This window comes from Mycobacterium sp. NTMscope_Eco_3 (genome assembly GCF_976985685.1).
In genome coordinates, this window is the sequence record NZ_CDRJYZ010000001.1 from 3,972,792 (window position 1) to 3,994,084 (window position 21,293).

The 21,293-nt window shown below is 66.3% G+C and carries 17 protein-coding genes, 1 other RNA gene and 1 pseudogene; 6 read left to right on the forward strand and 13 right to left on the reverse strand.

What is annotated here, in order from left to right; all coding sequences use genetic code 11:
• Positions 1 to 15 precede the first annotated feature (15 nt).
• The gene (locus AC0KTM_RS18320; protein WP_472416323.1) at positions 16 to 2,571 is read left to right on the forward strand and encodes an ATP-binding cassette domain-containing protein; all 2,556 of its coding nucleotides are present in this window, start codon (positions 16 to 18) and stop codon (positions 2,569 to 2,571) included.
• Positions 2,572 to 2,578: 7 nt separating this feature from the next.
• Here AC0KTM_RS18320 and AC0KTM_RS18325 read toward each other — a convergent pair whose 3' ends face one another.
• Positions 2,579 to 5,701: a Kelch repeat-containing protein gene (locus tag AC0KTM_RS18325; RefSeq protein ID WP_472416325.1), complete on the reverse strand. Its 3,123-nt coding sequence runs from the start codon at positions 5,699 to 5,701 to the stop codon at positions 2,579 to 2,581.
• 132 nt (positions 5,702 to 5,833) lie between these two features.
• Positions 5,834 to 8,011 carry an acyltransferase family protein gene (locus AC0KTM_RS18330; RefSeq protein ID WP_472416327.1) on the reverse strand — a complete coding sequence of 726 codons (2,178 nt, stop codon included), beginning with the start codon at positions 8,009 to 8,011 and terminating at the stop codon, positions 5,834 to 5,836.
• Between the two features lie 316 nt (positions 8,012 to 8,327).
• Here AC0KTM_RS18330 and AC0KTM_RS18335 point away from each other — a divergent pair.
• From AC0KTM_RS18335 to AC0KTM_RS18345, 3 genes and pseudogenes are all read left to right on the forward strand, one after another.
• A pseudogene (locus AC0KTM_RS18335) lies at positions 8,328 to 8,635 on the forward strand (nitroreductase/quinone reductase family protein).
• A 117-nt stretch (positions 8,636 to 8,752) separates the two neighbouring features.
• Positions 8,753 to 9,214: a DUF1942 domain-containing protein gene (locus AC0KTM_RS18340; protein ID WP_472416329.1), complete on the forward strand. Its 462-nt coding sequence runs from the start codon at positions 8,753 to 8,755 to the stop codon at positions 9,212 to 9,214.
• Positions 9,215 to 9,359: 145 nt separating this feature from the next.
• Positions 9,360 to 9,818, forward strand: a complete 459-nt coding sequence (locus AC0KTM_RS18345) for a GAF domain-containing protein (RefSeq protein ID WP_472416331.1) — start codon at positions 9,360 to 9,362, stop codon at positions 9,816 to 9,818.
• 116 nt (positions 9,819 to 9,934) lie between these two features.
• Here AC0KTM_RS18345 and ssrA read toward each other — a convergent pair.
• The 11 genes from ssrA to prfB all read right to left on the reverse strand — a co-directional run bounded on the left by ssrA (position 9,935) and on the right by prfB (position 19,161).
• Positions 9,935 to 10,302: a transfer-messenger RNA gene (ssrA, locus tag AC0KTM_RS18350) on the reverse strand.
• Between the two features lie 88 nt (positions 10,303 to 10,390).
• Complete coding sequence (locus AC0KTM_RS18355; RefSeq protein ID WP_472417509.1) at positions 10,391 to 11,185, reverse strand: maleylpyruvate isomerase family mycothiol-dependent enzyme; 795 nt, start codon at positions 11,183 to 11,185, stop codon at positions 10,391 to 10,393.
• A complete protein-coding gene (locus AC0KTM_RS18360) occupies positions 11,071 to 12,294 on the reverse strand; it encodes a tetratricopeptide repeat protein (RefSeq protein ID WP_472416333.1) in 1,224 nt (407 codons plus the stop codon). Before AC0KTM_RS18360 ends, AC0KTM_RS18355 begins: the two co-directional genes overlap by 115 nt.
• A 6-nt stretch (positions 12,295 to 12,300) precedes the next feature.
• Positions 12,301 to 13,548 carry an AAA family ATPase gene (locus AC0KTM_RS18365; protein ID WP_225326429.1) on the reverse strand — a complete coding sequence of 416 codons (1,248 nt, stop codon included), beginning with the start codon at positions 13,546 to 13,548 and terminating at the stop codon, positions 12,301 to 12,303.
• Positions 13,549 to 13,609: 61 nt separating this feature from the next.
• A complete protein-coding gene (locus AC0KTM_RS18370) occupies positions 13,610 to 14,353 on the reverse strand; it encodes a DMT family transporter (protein ID WP_238957357.1) in 744 nt (247 codons plus the stop codon).
• Positions 14,354 to 14,448: 95 nt separating this feature from the next.
• The gene (smpB, locus tag AC0KTM_RS18375) at positions 14,449 to 14,958 is read right to left on the reverse strand and encodes an SsrA-binding protein SmpB (protein ID WP_225326428.1); all 510 of its coding nucleotides are present in this window, start codon (positions 14,956 to 14,958) and stop codon (positions 14,449 to 14,451) included.
• A gap of 2 nt (positions 14,959 to 14,960) precedes the next feature.
• Complete coding sequence (gene ftsX / locus AC0KTM_RS18380; protein WP_225326427.1) at positions 14,961 to 15,854, reverse strand: permease-like cell division protein FtsX; 894 nt, start codon at positions 15,852 to 15,854, stop codon at positions 14,961 to 14,963.
• Complete coding sequence (ftsE, locus tag AC0KTM_RS18385; protein ID WP_225326576.1) at positions 15,855 to 16,544, reverse strand: cell division ATP-binding protein FtsE; 690 nt, start codon at positions 16,542 to 16,544, stop codon at positions 15,855 to 15,857.
• A 43-nt stretch (positions 16,545 to 16,587) separates the two neighbouring features.
• Complete coding sequence (locus tag AC0KTM_RS18390) at positions 16,588 to 17,076, reverse strand: hypothetical protein (RefSeq protein WP_225326426.1); 489 nt, start codon at positions 17,074 to 17,076, stop codon at positions 16,588 to 16,590.
• Entirely contained in the window at positions 17,073 to 18,059 is a 987-nt protein-coding gene (locus AC0KTM_RS18395; protein ID WP_225326425.1) for a mechanosensitive ion channel family protein, read from the reverse strand. Before AC0KTM_RS18395 ends, AC0KTM_RS18390 begins: the two co-directional genes overlap by 4 nt.
• On the reverse strand, positions 18,049 to 19,161 hold the full coding sequence (gene prfB / locus AC0KTM_RS18400; protein ID WP_225326424.1) for a peptide chain release factor 2: 1,113 nt from the start codon (positions 19,159 to 19,161) through the stop codon (positions 18,049 to 18,051). The genes AC0KTM_RS18395 and prfB overlap by 11 nt, the downstream gene beginning before the upstream one ends.
• Before the next feature lie 161 nt (positions 19,162 to 19,322).
• On the opposite strand from prfB, the gene AC0KTM_RS18405 reads away from it, so the two are divergent.
• Positions 19,323 to 20,690, forward strand: a complete 1,368-nt coding sequence (locus AC0KTM_RS18405) for an FAD-dependent oxidoreductase (RefSeq protein ID WP_225326423.1) — start codon at positions 19,323 to 19,325, stop codon at positions 20,688 to 20,690.
• Between the two features lie 47 nt (positions 20,691 to 20,737).
• Positions 20,738 to 21,154 (forward strand): pyridoxamine 5'-phosphate oxidase family protein, encoded by a 417-nt coding sequence (locus tag AC0KTM_RS18410; RefSeq protein ID WP_238956601.1) that lies wholly within the window; start codon positions 20,738 to 20,740, stop codon positions 21,152 to 21,154.
• The last annotated feature ends 139 nt before the right edge of the window (positions 21,155 to 21,293 follow it).

Here is a 21,293-nt window from a genome sequence, read left to right on the forward strand (position 1 = left end):
TCCAATACTTATGTGATGAGTAGGCCTGCACCGCCCGTGCTGACGGTTCAATCGGAGTGGTCACAGCGCAGCTTCGCGCCGGGCCACGATGTGGTGGTCGGAAGTGACCTCCGTGCCGACATGCGCGTTGCCCATCCACTGATCGCCCGCGCCCACCTGCTGCTGCGCTTCGACGGGTCCAAATGGATCGCGATCGACAACGGTTCGCCCTCCGGCGTTTTCGTCAATGGTCACCGGGTACGGGTGGTCGACGTCCACGACCGTCAGAGCATCAACCTCGCGAGGCCGGACGGGCCGCGCCTGAGCTTTGGGATCGGTCGGCACGACGGGGCGGTCGGCCAACTACCACCCACCCTCGAGGCGGCACCGGTGATCGCGCCGCCGGGCGGCCCGAGGCCTTCTCGTCCGGAACCGCCACGGCGGCCCGGCATCTCGCCGCCCCACATCGCGCGACCGCAGCCCGCCCCGCCGCGCTATCCGCCGCCCGGCCGGCCACCGCGTCCTCCCTACCCGGCACCGCAGCCGGTCGGCCCGCCGCGGCCGGCGGGACACCAGCCGCTCACCGAAATAGGGGCAGAAACGCTCGAAGCCTCGGGGTTCGACAGTGCCAACCTCCGGCGCGCCGTGCAGCGGTCACGATCGAAGCTCGGGGCGCCTCCCGCGGGGGCCGCCATCATCGGTCGCGCAGAAGACAGCGACATCGTCATCTCGGACGTCCTGGCATCGCGCCATCACGCCTACTTGGTGCCGAGCCCCACCGGCATGGAGATCCATGACGCGCAAAGCATCAACGGGACTTTCGTCAACGGCACCCGCATCTTGTCGGCGCCGCTGACCGAAGGTGACGTGGTCACGATCGGCAACGTCGACCTCGTTTTCAATGGCGAAATCCTGCTCCGCCGCGCCGAAGCGGCCACCCGCACCGGCGGGCTGGAGGTGCGGGAGGTCGACTTTCAGGTCGACAACAAGCGGCTGATCCAAAAGGTCTCCCTGACCGCCCGGCCCGGGACGCTGACCGCGCTCATCGGCGGGTCGGGAGCGGGCAAAAGCACGTTGTCCCGGCTGATCGCCGGCGCCACCTGTCCGACGTCCGGCTCGATCACCTTCGAGGGCCACGACATTCACGCCCAGTTCGCGTCGTTGCGCAGCCGGATCGGGATGGTGCCCCAAGACGACGTCGTGCACCGCCAGCTCACGGTGACCCAGGCGCTGAACTACGCGGCCGAGTTGCGGCTGCCGACCGACACCAGCAAGTCCGACCGCGCACAGGTCGTCGCGCAGGTCATCGAGGAACTCGGGTTGTCCAAGCACGCCGACACCCGGGTCGACAAGCTGTCCGGCGGGCAGCGCAAACGCGCCTCGGTGGCCCTGGAGCTGCTCACCGGGCCGTCACTGCTGATCCTCGACGAGCCCACGTCGGGCCTGGACCCCGCGCTGGACCTGCAGGTCATGACGATGCTGCGGCAACTCGCCGACGCCGGCCGCGTCGTGCTGGTGGTGACGCACTCGCTGAGCTACCTCGATCTGTGCGACCAGGTGTTGCTGATGGCTCCGGGCGGCAAGACCGCGTACTGCGGGCCGCCCGACGACATCGAAGCCACCATGGGAACCACCAACTGGGCCAAGATCTTTGGGATGGTGGGCGCGGACCCCGACGAAGCCAACCGTCGATTCCTGGCCCAAGCCAAACCGCCGCCTCCCGTACCCGACGCGGACAAGCCGGCCGATCTCGGTGCCCCGGCGCGCTCCAGCACCTGGCGTCAGTTCTCGACGATCGCCCGCCGCCAGATCCGGCTGATCGTCGCCGACCGCGCCTATTTCATCTTCCTGGCGCTGCTGCCGTTCGTGATGGGCGCGCTGTCGCTGACCGTCCCCGGCTCGACGGGGTTCCGCGTGGCCGACCCGAACGGCGACGGGTCCGACGAACCCGGATCGGTGTTGATGCTGCTGACCATGGCCGCCGTCTTCATGGGCACCGCTCTGACGATCCGCGACCTCATCGGCGAGCGCCCCATCTTCCGCCGCGAACAGGCGGTCGGCCTGTCGACCAAGGCCTATCTGCTCGCGAAGATGGCGGTCTTCTTCGTGTTCGCCGTCGTCCAATCGGCGATCGCGACCACCATCACCATTCTGGGCAAAGGAGCGCCGACCCGGCCGGCGCTGCTCCTGGGCAGCGCCACGCTCGAGCTGTACGTCGCCACCGCCGCCATGTGCGTGGCCGCGGCGATGATCGGCCTCGTCCTGTCCTCCCTGGCGCGGTCGAACGAGCAGATCATGCCGCTGCTGGTGGTGTCCCTCATGTTGCAGCTGGTCCTCTGCGGTGGGATGGTCCCGGTCACCAACCGGGTCGGGCTGGATCAGATGTCGTGGGCGGTGCCCTCCCGTTGGGGGTACGCGGCGCAGGCTTCGACCGTCGACTTGTGGACGATCGAGCCCGGGCCGCTCGCGCCGAAAGACCGCCACTTCAAACACACGGTGGGGACATGGCTGTTCGACGTCGGCATGCTCGTGTTGTTGACGGTCGTGTACGCGGGCGTCGTGGGGTGGCGCAGCCGGCTCAAGCGCCATTGATCCGTCGCTAGACGAAGTCCAAGGCCTCGACCGTCGCGACGGGGCCTTCGTGGGTGGGCCGGTTCGCGCCGCCAATGCAGTACACGGTGTTGCCGACCGTCGCGACCGCCTCGGCGTGACGCGGAGTCGGCAGCGGGGGCAGCGTGGTCCACTTCGCTTCGGCGATGTCGTACATTTCGGCCACTCCCAACACCTGCGTTGGTTCCTCACCACCGACCGCCACGATTCGGCCATCGATGAACGTGGCGCCGTAACTTCCACGCGGAGTTGGCATGTCCACCAACTTGGTCCAGGTGCCGGCTTGGGGGTCGAACCGTTCGAACGCCGCGGAGTTCTTGTCGGAGGACAGGAATCTCCCGCCGACCGTGTACATGTAGGTGCCATCGGACGCCGCAGCCAGGTGTTCGCGCGGGGTGGGCATGTTGGCCGCGTCGTGCCACGAGCTGCCGTCGAAGACCTCGGTCTGGCCGACGAGCTGCTTGGCGTTCTGTCCGCCGGCGACGACCAGCTTGTCACCGACCACCGCGGCGGCCGGTGCCGCCCGAGCGTGGGTGAGGCCGGCCAACTCCACCCAATGGCCGCCCCGCAACGCGAACACCTTGGTGGACGCCTGCGTGAGATCGCTGCTGGCACCCCCGAGTACCACGACCTCGCCGCGATAGGCGGCCGCCGCGGCGTGGTGGAGCGGGACGGGCAAGGGGGGTTGTGCTTGCCAGGCGCCGGTGCGCGGGTCATAGCTTTCGACCGTCTGCAGCGCGGCGCCGTCGCGCAGTCCGCCCATGATCCAGATCTTGTTGTCGAGCACGGTCCAGGCGGTCATCAGCCTGGGCGTCGGTGCGTCCGGCAGGGAACGCCACTGCGCGACCGGCTGGGTTAGGCGCGCCGGCAACTGCAACGCTTCGGCCGTCGAGGTCACCTGGCCGTCGCCGACGGCCGTCGACCCGCCGATGGCGTAGATCGATTTCCCCACCGCATCGACCGCCATGCCGTGGCGCGCAGTTCCCATGTCCGGCAAGGCTTCCCACGTCTTCGTTGACAGATCGAGCACCGCCACGCTCTTGAGGACTTGCCCGGCCGCCTGTCCCCCCGCGGCGACCAGGCGCCGATCGGCGATCGCCACGCCGAAGTCACTGCGCGGCTGGGGAAGGTCGGGCAATTTCGTCCAGGTCTTCGCGGCAGGGTCATACGCCTCGACCGCCACCAGGTCGGTGTTCCCGTTGGTTCCGCCGACGGTGTACACCAGCTTTCCGTCCGACGCGCCGGCCAGCATCTGTCGCGGGGTCGGGATGGGGGTGCCGAGGGTCCAGGTGTTGCCGTCGAAGATCTCGGTGGAGTTCAGCAGCGCTCCGTTTGCGTCGACACCGCCCGTGACGATGATGCGGTCGCCCACCACGGCCGCCGCCGCTGCCGCTCGGGGCTGCAACATGTGGGGCAGCTCGACCCAATGACTGTTGACCACACGCCAAACCTGGTCGCTGGCAACCTTTTGCGCGCCCGCGCCGCGCCAACCGCCGAGCACAATCGGGTTTCCCTGCCACGTCACGGACATGGCCTGTTGAACCGGCACCGGGAGGTCGTCGCCGCTCTTCCAGCCGTCGATGACGGGGTCGTACCCCTCGTGGTTCGCGACGACCGCGTGGTCGCTTCCGATTCCGCCAAAAATCCAGATCGTGCCGTCGGCCTGGGTGGTGGCCGCAGCGTCGCGCGCAATGCGCGCGTTGGTGATCGGCTGCCACTTCACCGATGCCTGGCCCGGCCGGCTCGCGGCGGCCGCGGGGTGCCGCTTGCCGTGGGTCAGCAGCACGTAGACGCCGCTGCCCAGCACCAACACAGCCACCACGATCCCCACGGCGATCAACGCCGCCGTAACGCGGTTTCGCTTCGCTTGCGACGGCTTGGGCCACGCCACGGCTCCGGTCGCCAATGCGCGCGGCGTGCCCGGACCTCGGTCGGTAGAACTCGTCGGCGCGATGGCGTCGGTGACACTTGTCGGTTGGGGGATCGCTTGGGTGGGCTCGGAGGTGGTCGGGCCGCGCGCGGCAGCGGGTGCGCGTCCCGGTTGCCGGCCGGCCGGTGGTGACGGCGGAAGCGGTGGCGTCGAGGTGGTGCGATTGCCCAGCGCGTTCATCAGCGAGGTGGCGCTTTCCGGGCCGGCAATCCGTGGGCCCGGTTTGGCAATCCTCGGCGGTCTCGGCACCGGCCGCACGGTGTGTCCCGGACCCGCACCGGCGGCGGTGATCGCCATGGAATCGGGCTTTAATCCGTTGCGCCGCAGGCTCTCCTGCAATCCGCGGCCGAACTCCGCCGCCGAGGCCGGCCGCTCAGCCGGGTCGATCCGCATCGCTTTCTCGACCGCCGAACACACCGCGTCGGGGATCCCATTGGGGCGCAGGTCCGGGACCCGCGTGCTCCTGATCCGGGTGTACTGCGCGAGCAGGTCTTCGCCGCTGCGGCGCTCGTATGCAGGGTTGCCGGCAATGAGGGCATAGAGCGTGGCACCCAGCGAGTAAACATCGGTCTCGACCGTCGCCGGATCGCCGGTCATCACCTCGGGTGCGAGGAAATCGACTGTGCCAGAGAACAACCCGGACGCCGTTTCGTATCCCCCGGCGACGTGTGCCGTCCCGAAGTCGGTGAGTTGCGGTTCGCCGTAGTCGTTGACGAGAACGTTCGCGGGCTTGATATCGCGGTGCAAAGTGCCGGACAGGTGGGCGGTTTCGAGCGCCCCACACAATTTCACACCGATCCGCATGGCTTCGGGCCAGGCGATCGGCCCCTCCCGCTGCACCCGGAGGCCCAGGGAACCGGCGGCGCAGTACGACATCACGATGTAAGGCCGGCCGCCCGCGGTGACGCCGACGCGCAGGATGTTGACGATGTTCGGATGCCCCGAGAGCCCACCCATGGCGTAGCCCTCGCGGAGAAACCGTTCGCGGCTCTCGTCGTCGACGAATGTCGGCAACACTTTGATGGCGACGTTTCGCCCGAGCGCAGTCTCGTGACAGCGATACACCACGCCGGCGGCGCCTCGGGCGATCTGGCGCGCGTTGTCGAATCCGGCGGCAGCCAACTCCGCGACGATGTCGCTCGGTCCCGGCGCCCGGGGGCGAGCCTTGGGTCTTTCAGCCATTTCGTGGCCTCAACTTCCCAGGCAACTGATGAATCGAGTTAAGGGTAGCGAACATGAGCGCACCCGCTGAACGGTTCCGGCCAGGATCGTCGCAAAGCCTCGGGCCTGAGGCAGGGCTCGCAGAACCGTGCGTCAGCCGGGCAGAAGCGCGCGATCAGCCAGCGAGCCCATCACCGGCGCCAACTCCCGGGCGTATTCGAATGTCAGATGATTGGCGTCGTGGAACACCACGGTGTTGCCCACGATGACCGGGCATCGGTCCAAGGTGCAGAACAGCTCGGTGAGGTCGGCATACTGTCCGCCGCCGGCTTTGGTAGCGGCCGCCTCGGCGGCGATGCCCGGATCGTTCACCGCCGTCGATCTCGGCGGCGCGCATGCCGTGGCGTCATCGAGGTGACCGGACAGGCAGGTCGGCACCAATGCGTGCGGATCCGGGGCCGGCCCGAGCACCAGCACCTTCGCACCGGTGCCGCGCAGCTGCTGGACGAGTCGGGTCAGGCTGCCGAGCCAGGCGGAGTCGTATGACGTGACACCCGCCGGGAAGTCGTAACGGTCACCGTATTTCCGCCACAGGCTCAACACGACCAACTGTGGGTGCTGGTTGCGCAGGCGGGCGACGACCAGATCGCGCCACTTGTCGCACTCGGTGAATTCCCGCCGCAGGAACGGGTTGATGATGGGCAGGTCCAGCATCGGGCAGCCGCCCTTGGTCAGGGTCTCCAGCCGCCAGTGCCGCTGCCCGGTGACCTGCTGGAATGCAGGGATCCACATCGCTGCGGTCGAGTCACCGACCAGGGCGACGCTGGTCTTCGAGGCTCTGTCGCCGCTGATGCACTCGGGCTGGTCGGCCTCCAGGAAATTCCGCAGGCAACCCTTGAAGTAGGCGGTCGGGTTTTGGGCCGCCGCACTGCTGATCGACGGGTTGAGATTCGACGGAACTGCCTTGAGGTCGGCGGACACCGCGACCATCGTCTGCACTTGCGCGATCGTGTACTGCACCGCCGCGTCGTACGCGTCGATGCTGTCGCCCGCCGGTGGAATCGGCCCGCTGACTTTCAGCGCCGCCGCCGGGGCTCCGTGCCCGACGGGGGCGGGGATCGCTACCAGCAACGCCGCACCCACGCATACCGCCACCGCGGTCGCGACACCACCGAGCAACAGACTGCGGAGCGCAGACCGGCGCACGGAAGCGGCGAAGCGGAGCGGGTTTTCGACGAAGCGCAGTGTGAGCACGGCCAGGCCGCCGGATATCGCGACCGTCGCCAGCCTGCCCACCAGCCCCAGCGGATGGCCCAGCAACGGCGGCGCGAGCAACAACACCGGCCAGTGCCAGAGGTACCACGAGTACGAAATCCGGCCGATGGCTCCTATCGGCGACCACGCCAAAAGATGCCCGCACCCCCGGGTGGGGTCGACACAGCCCGCGCCGATCACGAGCGCGGTGCCGAGCACGGGCAACAGAGCGGCCGTGCCCGGATAGGGCGTGGTCACGCTCAAGACGGTGCAACCCAGCAGGATCAGTGCCAGGCCTGCCCATCCCACGATCGCGGCGGGCAGCGCCGCCAGCCGGCGCCACTGGGCGGTCGTCAGGGCCACCAGGCCGCCCACGGCCAACTCCCACGCCCGGGTGGGCAGTGAAAAGAACGCGACGGAAGGCACGATCGGAGTCGCCAGCAGCGACGCGGCAAACGACACGGCCGCGACCAGCCCAAGGGCGAACAAATAAGGCCGCTCGGACGACGGGGCCGTGTCGCGCTGACGCAGCCGCCGGATGACCCAAGCCGTACCGATGATGACGGCCGGCCACACCAGGTAGAACTGCTCCTCTACACCCAGGGACCAGTAGTGCTGGAACGGCGACGGCGGCGTGTAAGCAAGTTGGTAGTCGATGCCGTGAAAGACGAACCAGTAGTTGCCGATATACAGCGCGCTGGCGCCGCCGTCAGCGATGACGCCCTCAGCTTGCAACGGAGGCAACAGGATCGCCGAGGCGATCGCGGTGACAACTCCCACCGCGGCCGATGCCGGCAGCAGCCGGCGGGCTCGCGCCCCGTAGAACCGGCCCAGGCGGACGGTTCCCGCAGTGCTCACCTCGCGGAAAAGCATTCCGGTGATGAGGAAACCGGAGATGACGAAAAACACGTCTACGCCGGTGAACCCACCACCCATCCCGGGCACGTCGGCATGAAAGAGCACGACGGCCAACACCGCAACGGCACGCAGGCCTTCGAGGTCTTGGCGAAATGCCAGCTTCGGCGGCCGCAGGTCCCGTACTTCCGTGCCGGGGCGGACGCTCTCAACGTCTGCCATGGTCACCAACTGGGTGGACGGAAGACTTTCGCCGAACAATCATGGCTGCGAGGGCGCAGCGATGATCGTTATTCGAGAATGGCAGATACATTCGAATCGCGACGGCGGCAGCAATTTGTCGATGCTTGCGCCAATTACCGTCTGCCCCCCTTTGAGCTAACCGTCCCTTCAGCCCGAGGTGACTATAGCCATGTCGGCAGACAAGTGCGGATATTCGTCCGAATTGCCTCGCGCTTCGAGGAAGCCCTGGAGCAGACCGACGCTATCGAGCAAGACTGGCAGCTATGAGTTCCGTAGAAGACAAGGTGCTCCCCGGCTGCTCCGGGTGCACGACACGGTATATCGGAAGACAAACGGTTGGATCGGTCACCGCACACTATGGATACCGAGCCTGCTGCTGCATACGCCCCCGGCTGGTACCACAACCTGAAAGCCAATCCCAACGTCGAGATCAACGTCGGCCCACGGCGTTTCGCCGTCACCGCCCGACCGGTGCTGCCCGACGACCCTGACTACTCGCGGCTATGGCAAGTCGTCAACAAGAACAACCAAAGCCGCTACGTCGAATATCAGAAGCGGACGTCGCGTCCCATCCCCATCGTCGTCCTGGAGCCGAAAGGTTAGATCGTTCAACCTGACGTCGTCGAGCAGGTTTGAAACCCGCAAGTCTGGATACGCCCCGCGATATCGAGCAAGCGGCTAGCGCTTCTTGACTGCAGGGACCTAGGGAAGGAGTTCGGCATGATGCTCTCTACGGTTGCCAGGAAAACGGCGGCGGCTGCCGCCGGCATCGCGACGGCAGGAATCCTGATGGCCACACCGGCATGGGCGGACCCCCAAGTCGTGGCATTCGGCCAGTCTGCAGAGATTCCCAGCGCAAACGGCGCAGAAGCCATCAACTACACCGTGAACAACCTGCAGCCCAGCGGACACAACGACGGCATCTGGTACTCCGACGTCACGGCCACAGGTGTGCGGGGTAACGCGACTCCGGTCATTGCCGACTTCAACGCGCGTGCCGTCAACAGCTCGACCTATGCCGTCATGAAGGGGCACGAAGTCGACGGCCTTCCCAACCAGCCGATCGCACCGGGCGCCCAGGCAACCGGGCGGCTTTACTTCGACGTTCGGGGCGGCACGGCCCCGGACAGCGTTGTCTACCGGGATGCCGCCGGCGTCGACAAGGTCGTCTGGAAGAGCTGACGACGCGCAAACGCGGTAAGCGACAACACAGCTGAGTTGCGTCCCGACGCAGCCACTTCGGTCCTAGCGCACCGAGCATCTGTGCTCGGCGATCGGCGCACGCCTGGACGGGTCGCCGGCGCTAGATCAGGGCACGATGTTTGTCATGGTCGCCGTCTACCGCGCGCCGATGCGTTCCCGCAACGATGCCGTCGATCCACAAGCTGCCATCGATCGCGCTCGGCGGCTCGGCCTGTGCGGCTTCGGGCAATACGTGGACCGCTCGGGCGAACAGGAGCGGCTCGTCCATCGGATCGCCCGATTCGCCGAGCTCGACGACGGCTCGTTTGTATGGACCCGCGACACCGACGGGTGGTTCTGGTTGGGCCGCATCTGCGGGCCGTACTTCTATGACGCCGACGAAACGGCCGCGGCAGTGGATTTGGTGCACGTACGACCGTGCGAGTGGCTGTCGTCACCGATGCCGGAGCAGGATGTGCCATCCGCTGTCATTGCCACATTCCACCGCGGTGGACGGAACTTTCAGGAAATCCACCACCGATCGATCGATGAGCAGACACGAAGGATTTGGGATGCTCGCAGGAATCAGCCTGCAGACGACTAGCCGAACCTTGTAAACCGCGAACGGCTTAAGCGCTACGACCTGTGCCGAAATGTGCCTACAAAGAAAGCAGGCCCGAGAGAATACTCGCTCTGGCCTGCTAACTAGTAGATCTTCAGTTGTGGAGCTGCCGGGAATCGAACCCGGGTCCTACGGCATTCCCTCAAGACTTCTCCGTGCGCAGTTCGCTATGCCTCTACTCGGATCTCCCGGTCACGCGAACAAGCCGAGATGACGATCCCAGTCGCTGTTGGTGTCCCGATAAGTCCCGCGACCGGACTCATCGGTGGATCCCTCTAGCTGACGCCAGGCTCCGGGTCGAGGGCTTTCCCGGTCTGACGGACTAGCTGTCGCTTAGGCAGCGAGAGCGTAGTCGCGCTGATGTGAATCGGCGCTTATCTGTTTGCAACGACGCTCACGGTGGTCGGTTGCCTGCACCGGCACGCTTCCCTTGATTCGATGCGCGAAGTCGAAACCGTTCAGCCCCTCGCATCCCGCCGACTTTCGGCAGGAATATCAATGGTACCCGCCTACCAACCAGCGGCAACGGGATTATCTTCCCCGCCGGGCGGCGATCAGATCACAAAGTTGAGGTGCTCGACGATCTGGGTGGCGACGTCCTGGTCGCCGCCGAGTTCGACGTCCTGGGCGCGCGCCGGGCACATGGGGCGCCCGCCGGCGAGCCTGGTGAACTGCAGCCCGTCCAGCCGGATTGTCGTGGTGGGTTCCCGTCCCGCGAAGTCGTCGACGACGGCGGCGCGGCCGTCGACGCTGACCCGGATGGTGCGGGCCAGCGGGCCGGTCAGCTCGAACTGGACGCGCGAACCCTCGGGAGCCTTGGCCAGCCTGCCCACGACGTAGCCCATCGTGGCGGCGATCTCGTCGACGGCCAGCGATGCCGCGGGGCCGGCGAGCTCGTCGTCGGTGGGCGGGCGCTCCAAGGCCACGCGGATGTCTTGCTCGTGCATCCAGCAGTCGAACACCCGGATCCGCATGAATCGGCCGTAGGTGTCCGGCCCCGTGGGAGTCGCCGTCACCGCGTCCCACTCCTCATCGGACAGGGCCGTCAGGGCCGCGCGCCGGTCGTCGGTGATCGCCCTGAAGCTTTCCAGCACATCGGCGTCCGCGTGCGCGCCCAGATGGCGAACCCAGCACTCGTTCATCGCCCCGATGTCGTTGCGCACGTGCTCCAGGGTCGAGACGTCGATATCCGGCTGGGGCGCGGCGATGCCGGCAAGGAAGGACTCGGTGCCGATCATGTGGGACACCAACGCTTTGACGTCCCAGCCCGGCAGCGGACTCGCGGCCCGCCATTGCGCCTCGGACAACCCGGCCAACAGCGCGTCGAGGTCATCCCAGACGGTGAACAGACCGGAGAGCACGGCGGACTTGTCGAGCTTGGTGACGGGGCGATCGGCCATGGCCAGGATCGTAAGCTGCCTACTTCCTGATGAAGAGACCGATCCGCATTATTACCAGGGCTGCGACGGCCAGCACCCCCCCCCACGGCGATCATCCCTGGGGGCCACGGACAAACGGTGACCCATGCCCCCGCGACGACCACTACGCCTGCATGGGCGAGGCGAAGCGCGAAGAAGTACTGCTCGCGCAGGACCGCAATGAACACTTGACGCGGGATCGCGCGGAGCAACCACCGCAGCACGGCGACCAAGATCGCGGTGAGCAGTCCGACCAGCACTCGCAACGCCGCAGTCGAGCGCCCTTCGTCGTAGACCCCTGCGGTGACGGCGAGGAGCACACTGAGAACACAGGCTCCAATAGTCACGAGGGTGAGCACTTTTCGGAGAACGACTCCGATATTCCTGCGGCTCAGCTCCCCGTACTCCGGATCGCTCCCCGCAGCGCCGAGGAACCCTTGCAGTGCGCGTCCAAACTTGAAGTGCCCCAATCGATGAACGGCCAGGTCGTTCAGCGCCTCGGCATTCGCGGGATCCAGCTGCAGCGCCGCCCGATACGCAGCCTCGGACTCGTTCCGCAGGCCCATGTCATCCAGGATCGAGCCGCGCCGAATGAGCGCTTCGACGTTTTGCGGATCCAGCCGTAGCGCACGGTCGATGACGTCCAGCGCCGAGCGCAACTGCCGCGCCCCCTGCAACAACAGCGCGTAAAGCCGCAGTGGTGCAGGTTCATTCGGATGAGAAGTGACCGCTCGCCACGCCATCCACAGGCCGTCATCACGGCGCCCCAAGCCGTAGAGCGACAGCGCATACAACCGCATTGCGAACTCGTTGTCGGGTGCGCCGGACAAGGCGGCATAGGCGCTGCGCGCGGCGGGCCAATAATTGCCAAGAGCGAGTTCGGCACGAGAGTAGGACGCGAGCAGGGCGGGGTCGTTGGGGTTTTGTGACAGTGACCGGCCCAGGATCTCACGCGCGCTTTCGTATTTTCTGGCGTCAATGTAGGCGTCTGCGACCCGGATGGCCTCGTCGATCCGCCCGAGTCCAGGCTCCGAAGTCATCGGAGGTCACCGAAACTTTTTGCGCCGCAGATACTTCGCCAGCTCGTCATAGGTACCGTCGTTGTTCGCGAATTCGACGACATTGCGGGCGGTCTCGAACCACGGCCCGGTACTTGGCCGGATCTGCGCGATGGCGGTGTCGATGTCGGCCATGGCCACCGGCCGAACCTGCCCGCTGCGCATCGAATCGGCCATCGCCAGTTGCGTGGCCGTCTCACAGACGTAGGCCAGGTCGGCACCCGAGAAATTTTCGGTCCGGTTGGCGATCGACTTGAGATCGATGCCCGCGATGGGCCGATCTTGCAGGTGTGAACGCACAATCCCGGCCCTCGCCCCGGTGTCGGGTAGCCCGACGAAGATCATCCGATCGAATCGGCCGGGCCGCCGTAGAGCGGGATCGACATCCCAGGGAGCGTTGGTGGCGCCCAGGACATACACCCCGTCGTTGGCCGAGCCGGCCGAATCCATCTCCTCCAGCAGGGCGTTGACCACGGGGCGCATCCCGGAGCTACCACTCAGCGCGGAGCGCCGATGCCCCAACGCGTCCACCTCATCGAAGAACAGGACGCAAGGTGCGTTGCGACGAGCGGTGTCGAAGACGGCGCGGATGCTGCGTTCGGATTCGCCAAACCAGTGGTGCAGGACGTCCGCGATTCCCACCTGATAGAAGCTCGCTCCCAGCTCACCAGAAACCGCTTTGGCGATGAAAGTTTTACCGCAACCCGGTGGCCCGTACAGCAACAACCCGCCGCGCGCGGACACCTTGAACGCCTTCATCAGCTCGGGGTTGCGGATCGGGCCGAGCAACGAGAGGTCCAGCTGGCGTTTGACTTCATCCATGCCCGCGACATCGTCCAGCCGGACACGAACGCGCTGCACCACGTCGAAGTCGTCCTCGTTGACCACGTCAGGAGGTTGCTCGACGAATGCGGGCTCGATGATGTCGGCGACTTCCTGTTCGGCGCTCGACCAGTCGAAGCCCTCGCTGGCGGCAGGCTGTTCCGCAACCGGTGCCGACGCTTCGGTCGGTGGCGCCGCCAGCGCCGCACTGCACCGCTGCAGGAGGGCCAGCGCGTTCGCGTTGCCCGGCTCCTGCGTCAATGCCGTGCTGCAATGGCCCAGCGCCTCGGCATAGCGGCCTTTGTCCGCGAGCAAGCCGGCCAGATGCATCCGCAGCTCGATCACATCGGGGCTCTTGTCCACCGCGTTCGACAGCTCTCGAATGACAGGGTCCTCGGTATCAAACGCGGCCAACGTCGTCTCCCCGGGCGGTGATATGTGCCAACGGCCCAATATTAGGCCGCATCACAACCGTCTAGGCCGAGGCGATCATGGCCACGGACCCCATGGCGAGCACCATGCCGATCCCCTGCCAGCGGGTCACCCGCTCGCGCAGCACGACCATCGCCAGGACGACCGTCGCCGCCGGATACAGCGAGATCAGGATGCTGGCCAACGACAGCAGCCAGGTGTGCAGGGCCGCCAGCATGGTGATGTTGGCGAAAATGTCCAGCACGGCGACGGCCACCGCCAACCGCAGCGGCTTACCGCGTGGCATCTTCAGGTTCTGGCTGGTTGCGGCCATCGCGAAGATCACCAGGCTGGCCGCCACCCGGGCGAAGAACAGGGGCCACAGCTTGCAGACGTGGGGCGCCTGATGCAGGAACACCAGGTTCAGTCCCATCGCCGAGCCCGCAACGACTGTGAGCCAGGCCACTTTCGGCGTGAACCGATACGGGGTGCCCTCGACGGGGGCCTCGCGGCTGACCAGCATGACCGCTCCCAGCGCCAGCACGACGCCCACCAGGGCCGCCTGCCCCGGCCGCTCCCCCAACGCCATACCGACCGCGACGGGCACCGCGGCGTTCAGCACGGCGGCCAACGGTGAGACGACCGAGATCGGTCCCGAACCCAGCGCCGCGAAGAACGCCCACATGCCGAAGGCCATGCCGATTCCGTACAGGGTTCCCCACACAACGGCACCGACATGAATAGGGCCACCGACGAAGATGGCCATCGCGCCCAGCAACACGGTCTCGATCGGATAGGCGACCAGCATGACGCGCAGCGCGGCCACCCGCCGAGCTGCGACACCGCCCACAAAATCGCTGACACCGTACGTAACGGCCGACAGCTGGGCGTAAGCGGCGCCGATCAGGTCATGCCCTTTGCTCGGCGCCCAAGTTCACGAACCACTTCGCGCTGCGCATCGCGCTGGGCCAGGTCCTGGCGTTTGTCGTAAGCCCTTTTGCCGCGCGCAAGGGCCAGTTCGACCTTGACCTTGCCCTCGGAGAAATACAGAGACAGCGGCATCAAGGCGAGGTTACCATCTCGAATCTTGCCGACCAGCCTGTCGATTTGTTGCCGATGTAACAACAACTTTCGGTTGCGCCGCGGATCATGATTGGTCCAGCTACCGTGCTGATACTCGGCAATGTACAAGTTGCGCAACCAAACTTCGCCGTCGTCGATCGTTGCGAACGCGTCAGCTAACGAGGCCTGGCCTTCGCGCAGGCTTTTGACCTCGGTGCCTTGCAACGCCACCCCGGCCTCGAACGTTTCGATGATCGAATAGTTGTGCCGCGCTTTACGATTGGTGGCCACAACTTGTTTGCTGCCGCCTTTGCCGCCCGCCGCCTTCGCCCGGCCGGATCCCTTGACCACAGCTACCGCCGGATATAGAGGCGCAAGGTCGCGTACGACGTCAGGGCCGCCATCGACACACCGAGCAGAAACAGCCACGGCGAGATATAGAGGATGTCGGCGTAGTCGACCTTGGCGATCAAGTGGGCTTGATAGAACTGGCTCAGCGCGTTGTCCAGGAACAACGCCCGCACCAGCATCAGGCCGATGACCGCGATGGCGACACCGATGGACGCGGCCAGCATCGCCTCCACCAGGAAGGGCAACTGGGTGTACCACCGGCTGGCGCCCACCAATCGCATGATCCCGATCTCGGTGCGGCGGGTGTAGGCCGCGACCTGCACCATGTTGGCAATCAACAGGATTGCCCCGACGGCCTGCACCAGCGCGACGGCGAACGCGGCATCTCGCAACCCGTCCAGCACCGCGAACAGCCGGTCGATGAGATCTTTTTCGTTGAGGATGCTGCGCACGCCGGGCTGCCCCTGCATCGCGGCATCGAATTCCGCATGCTGTTCGGGGTTGTTCAGCTTGACGATGAACGATGCGGGAAACGAGTCCTTCCCCGCGACATCCTTGAACTCCGGGAACTTCTTGATGGCGTCGTTGTAGGCGTCCTGCCGGTTGACGAACCGCACCGACTTGACGTCCTGTCGCGCATCGACCTTGTCGCGCAGCGCCTTACACGGAGCGGACACGCATGTCGCGTCGTTGGCCGAGATGTCGTCGGTAAGGAAGACCTGCGTCTCGACGCGGTCGAGATAGATCTCCCGGGAATTGTCGGCCAGCCGGACCACCAGCAGACCGCCGCCGAACAGCCCGATCGAGATGGCGGTCGTCAGGATCATCGCGGCCGTCATCGTGACGTTGCGGCGAAGCCCGGTCAGAACCTCATTGAGCAGGAAGCCAAAGCGCACTTAGCGGTCCATCCCGTAGATGCCGCGCTGCTCGTCGCGCACCAGCCTGCCCAACGACAGCTCAACGACGCGCTGGCGCATCGAGTCGACGATGTGATGGTCGTGCGTCGCCATCAACACCGTCGTCCCGGTGCGGTTGATCCGCTCCAACAAATCCATGATGTCCTTACTGGTATCTGGGTCGAGGTTGCCCGTCGGCTCGTCCGCCAGCAGTACCAGCGGCCGGTTGACGAACGCGCGGGCGATCGCCACCCGCTGCTGTTCACCACCGGACAACTCGTGGGGCAGCCGATTGGCCTTGCCGGACAGGCCGACGGTTTCGAGCACGTCGGGCACCACCCGGTTGATCGCCTCGGTTCGTTTGCCGATCACCTCCAGGGCGAACGCGACGTTCTCGTAGACCGTCTTTTGCTGCAGCAGGCGGAAGTCCTGGAAAACGCAGCCGATGACCTGGCGCAGCCGCGGGATGTGCCGGCCGCGCAGCTTGTTGACGTGGAACTTCGACACCCGGACATCGCCGGCCGACGGCGTTTCCGCGCCCAGCAGCAGGCGCATGAACGTCGACTTGCCCGAGCCCGACGGGCCGATCAGGAAGACGAATTCACCCTTGTCGATCTTGACGTTGACGTCTTCCAGCGCCGGGCGCGCCGACGCTTTGTACTTCTTGCTGACGTGGTCCAGGGTGATCATCACGGCACGCCAGTGTAGCGGTGATCTTCGCTGGCAGGCGAAGTCAACGGGCCGGGGGCGGCGTCGTGGGGGTCGGACCGGGACCGGGCTGCGGTTGCTCGGGCGTCGGCGTGGGGGGCGTCGTGCTGGGCGGGCAGAACGGCGCCGGGAGTATGCACGGCAGCTGCGGCATCTGGAACGGCGGCGTGGTGGTGGTCGTGGTCACCGGGGGCGGCGGCGGTGGTGGAGGCGGCGGCGTGGTCGTCGGGGTCGGCGTGTAGGTGACGGTGGCCGGCGGCTGCTGCAGGCGGCTGCGCGGCACCCACGTGTAGTTGGGGTCGGGCACGAACCCCGGCGGCACCACTTGCTGGGCCGGTGGCTTGGGCGCCGGTTCCGGGCGGTAGGTGTCGTAGGTCCACCACACCGCGAAGAAGACGATGATCAGCACGAGGGTCGACGTGCGCATCCGCCCGCCGAAGACGTAATTCGGCCAGCGATTGTCGGCATCCGTGTCGTCGCCGCGCTTCTCGAGGATGTTCAGGGTGAACTTCAACGCTTGTGCCCCGCACCTTGGATTTCATCGTCGGTTTGCTGTTCGGCGGCCTGGGCGGCCGGGACGGAGGGGTCCTCGACGAGCCCCACCCGCGCGTCCGCCGCCGTCACGATTCCGACGCGGGCCAGCGCCCTGATGACCAGGACGCGCAGCTGCCGGCCGACCTCGAACTGCTTGCCGGGCAAGGTCCGGGCCACCAGACGCAGCGTGACGGTGTCGACCGCGATGCTTTCGACACCCATCACGGTGGGCGCATCCAACAGCAATTCCCCCAGCACGGGGTTGTCCATCGCGCGGTCGCATTCCTGGTGTAGGACGTCGTTGACCCTGTTCAGGTCGGCGCTGGTCGACACCGGGATGTCCACCACCGCGCGCGCCCAATCCTTGGACAGGTTGACCACCTTGACGATCTGCCCATTCGGAATGGTCAACACCTCGCCATCCGGCGAGCGCAGCCGGGTCACTCGCAACGTCACGTTCTCGACCGTGCCGCTGGCCTCCGTGGCGGCAACGACGGTGAGGGTGACGAGATCCCCGAAGCCGTACTGCCTCTCCATCAGGATGAAGAAGCCGGACAGCAGGTCTTTCACCAACTGCTGGGCGCCGAAACCCAGCGCGGCGCCGACCACGGTGGCCGGCGCGACCAGTCCCCCCACCGAAAACTGCAGCACGTCGGCGATCTGCATCATGACCCAGATGCCGATGATGACGATTGACACCCAGGAGATCACCGACGCCACGGCTTGGCGGTGCTTGGAGGCTTCCGAGCGCACCAGCGCGTCGCTTTCGGCGAAGCCGAGGTTGAGCTGGCGGGTCACCTGCTGCGCCACCCAGTTGACGAACCGGGCCGCCAGCACCGCGGCGATCAGCACCATGGCGATCCGCAGACCCCTGGTGATGATCCACTCGCCGATCTCGCCCCGCCAGAAGTCGTGCCAGCGGTGCGTCATCGAGGCCGCGAGAATACTTGTGTTATTCGTCATCTTTTCGGTTGCGCCAACGGATTCCCGCTTCCAGGAATCCGTCGATGTCTCCATCCAGGACGGCCGCAGGGTTGCCGACCTCGTATTCGGTCCGCAGATCCTTGACCATCTGATAGGGGTGCAGCACGTAGGAGCGCATCTGGTTGCCCCACGAACTGCCACCTTCGCCTTTTAACGCGTCCAGTTCGGCGCGTTCTTCAGATCTCTTGCGCTCCAACAATTTTGCCTGAAGCACTCGCATCGCCGAGATCTTGTTCTGCAACTGCGATTTTTCGTTCTGGCAAGTTACGACGATACCCGTTGGGATGTGGGTTAAACGTACCGCGGAGTCGGTGGTGTTCACCGATTGGCCGCCGGGGCCACTCGAGCGGTAAACGTCAACGCGCACATCGCCTTCCGGAATGTCGATGTGATCGGTGGTCTCCACCACCGGCAGCACCTCGACTTCGGCGAACGAGGTCTGACGCCGGCTCTGGTTGTCAAATGGGCTGATTCGCACCAGCCGATGCGTACCCTGCTCCACCGACAGCGTGCCGTAGGCGAACGGCGCATGCACGGCGAACGTCGCGCTCTTGATGCCGGCCTCTTCGGCGTAGGAGGTGTCGAACAGCTCGACGGGATACTTGTGCTGCTCAGCCCACCGGATGTACATCCGCATCAGCATCTCGGCCCAGTCGGCGGCGTCCACCCCACCGGCCCCGGAGCGGATCGTGACCAGCGCCTCACGCTCGTCGTACTCGCCCGAGAGCAGGGTGCGCACCTCGGTGGCCTCGATCTCGGCCTGCAACGCCTTCAGCTCGGCGTCGGCCTCGACGAGCGCGTCAGCGGCGCCTTCGCCCTCCTCGGCGGCCAGCTCGTAGAGCACCGGCAGATCGTCCAGCCGCCCCCGCAGCTCTTCGATCCGGCGTAGTTCGCCCTGCGCGTGAGACAACTCGCTGGTCACCCGCTGGGCGCGGGCTTGGTCGTCCCACAACTGAGGATCGGACGCCTCGTGTTCGAGCTTCTCGATGCGGGCGCGCAGACCGTCCACATCGAGCACCCGCTCCACCGTGGTCAGGGTGGAGTCGAGGGCGGCGATGTCGGCTTGACGGTCGGGTTCCACAGCCGACAACGTTACCGGGGGCCTCCAACCTGCTCGGCCACCGGCGAGTGCTGAGGTCACGACCAGCGGTCATGCGTTTAGAGTCGAGTCACGATCATGTGCCCTGCTCGCGCGCGACAGCCCCTCTGCGCGCTGAACCGGGCCCGAATAGAAGGTCGAGAATGCGCCCATACCACGTTGCAATCGTCGGCTCCGGACCGTCGGGGTTTTTCGCCGCGTCATCCTTGCTGAAGGCGGCCGACGGATCCGAGGACATCGATGTCGCCGTCGACATGCTCGAGATGCTTCCCACCCCGTGGGGGCTGGTGCGCTCCGGCGTCGCCCCCGACCACCCGAAGATCAAGTCGATCAGTAAGCAATTCGAGAAGACGGCCCAAGACCCGCGCTTCCGTTTCTTCGGCAACATCGCAGTCGGCGAGCACGTGCAAGCCAGTGAGCTGGCCGAGCGCTACGACGCCGTCGTCTATGCCGTCGGGGCGCAGTCCGACCGCGCGCTGAACATCCCAGGCGAGGAGTTGCCGGGCAGTATTGCCGCCGTCGATTTCGTGGGCTGGTACAACGCGCACCCGAACTTCGAGGAGGCCACGCCCGACCTGTCGGGCGCGCGGGCCGTGGTCGTCGGCAACGGCAACGTCGCCCTCGACGTCGCGCGCATCCTGGTCACCGATCCCGACGTGCTGGGCCAGACCGACATCGCCGACCACGCGCTGGAGTCGTTGCGGCCGTGCGGAGTCGACGAAGTGGTGGTCATCGGTCGGCGTGGGCCGCTGCAGACCGCCTTCACCACGCTCGAACTTCGCGAGCTGGGCGAGCTGGAGAACGTCGACGTGATCGTCGATCCGGCCCAGCTCGAAGGCGTGAGCGACGAGGATGCCGCCGCTGCCGGCAAGACGGCCAAGCAGAACATCAATGTGCTGCGTGATTACGCGAAGCGCCCCCCGCGCCCGGGGCATCGCCGGATCGTGCTGCGCTTCATGACCTCGCCGATCGAGATCAAAGGCGAGGGCCGGGTGGAACGGATCGTGCTCGGCCGCAACGAGCTGACCACCGACGCCGACGGGCGGGTTTCCGCCAGCGACACCGGCGAGCGCGAGGAGCTGCCGGTCCAGCTGGTGGTGCGCTCGGTCGGTTACCGCGGCGTGCCCACCCCTGGGCTGCCGTTCGACGAGAAGACCGCGACGATCCCCAATAGTGGTGGCCGGGTCGACGGGAGCCGCAACGAATACGTGGTCGGGTGGATCAAGCGCGGGCCGACCGGCGTCATCGGCACCAACAAGAAGGACTCCCAGGACACCGTGGACACGCTGCTCGCCGACCTGGCCCGCGGCGACGACAGTGGTCTGGCGGATTTCCCGGACAACCACGCGGACCGGCTGGCGGACTGGCTGGCATCGCGCCAACCCAAACTGGTCACCTCGGCGCACTGGGAGCTCATCGACGCTCATGAGCGGGCGGCCGGGGAGCCGCACGGGCGCCCCCGCATCAAGCTGCCGAGTTTGGCCAAGTTGCTTCGGGTCAGCCACGGTTAGATCGCCGGCCCTACTCAACGCCGGCAATTCTCCGTAGCGTTGGGGTCGTGCGTAGCGACGAACCGGTGAGCGTGCTTACTGAAGACGAGAACTGGAATCTGTTGGGCAGCGTGACGCTGGGCCGGCTTGTCACCAACTTCGCCGGTGAGCCCGAGATCTTTCCGGTCAACTTCGTGGCGCAAGACCGGACCGTGCTGTTCCGGACCGCCGAGGGCACCAAGTTGTTCTCGGCCGTGGCGAACCACGCGGTGGTTTTCGAGGTGGACGACCACAACCTCGTCGAGGGCTGGAGTGTCATCGTCCGCGGTCGCGCTCGGCTGCTGAAAACCGACGCGGACATTCACAAGGCCGACCGCGCGCAGTTACTGCCCTGGACAGCCATACCCAAGCCGCACTATGTGCGGATCACCCCGACCGAAGTCACCGGCCGTCATTTCCGGTTCGGTCCGGAGCCCGAATCATAGGTTGCCGCAGCGGATCGCGAGCACGCAGTGCCCCGCGCCGGCTGAGATCGACACCGCTCGCAGTGCGGCTCCGCGCCGCCTCGCTTCCTCGAACGCACGCCACAACACCGTGCCGTTGTCCACTTCGACGACAACGCTG

Coding starts and splice junctions, on each gene's coding strand:
- AC0KTM_RS18345 (WP_472416331.1), top strand. CDS start 9,360: ATGGTCGCCGTCTACCGCGCGCCGATGCGTTCCCGCAACGATGCCGTC.
- ftsE (WP_225326576.1), bottom strand. CDS start 16,544: ATGATCACCCTGGACCACGTCAGCAAGAAGTACAAAGCGTCGGCGCGC.
- AC0KTM_RS18395 (WP_225326425.1), bottom strand. CDS start 18,059: ATGACGAATAACACAAGTATTCTCGCGGCCTCGATGACGCACCGCTGG.
- AC0KTM_RS18340 (WP_472416329.1), top strand. CDS start 8,753: ATGATGCTCTCTACGGTTGCCAGGAAAACGGCGGCGGCTGCCGCCGGC.
- AC0KTM_RS18405 (WP_225326423.1), top strand. CDS start 19,323: ATGCGCCCATACCACGTTGCAATCGTCGGCTCCGGACCGTCGGGGTTT.
- AC0KTM_RS18320 (WP_472416323.1), top strand. CDS start 16: ATGAGTAGGCCTGCACCGCCCGTGCTGACGGTTCAATCGGAGTGGTCA.
- AC0KTM_RS18325 (WP_472416325.1), bottom strand. CDS start 5,701: ATGGCTGAAAGACCCAAGGCTCGCCCCCGGGCGCCGGGACCGAGCGAC.
- AC0KTM_RS18330 (WP_472416327.1), bottom strand. CDS start 8,011: ATGGCAGACGTTGAGAGCGTCCGCCCCGGCACGGAAGTACGGGACCTG.
- AC0KTM_RS18360 (WP_472416333.1), bottom strand. CDS start 12,294: ATGACTTCGGAGCCTGGACTCGGGCGGATCGACGAGGCCATCCGGGTC.
- AC0KTM_RS18370 (WP_238957357.1), bottom strand. CDS start 14,353: ATGCTGGTCGCCTATCCGATCGAGACCGTGTTGCTGGGCGCGATGGCC.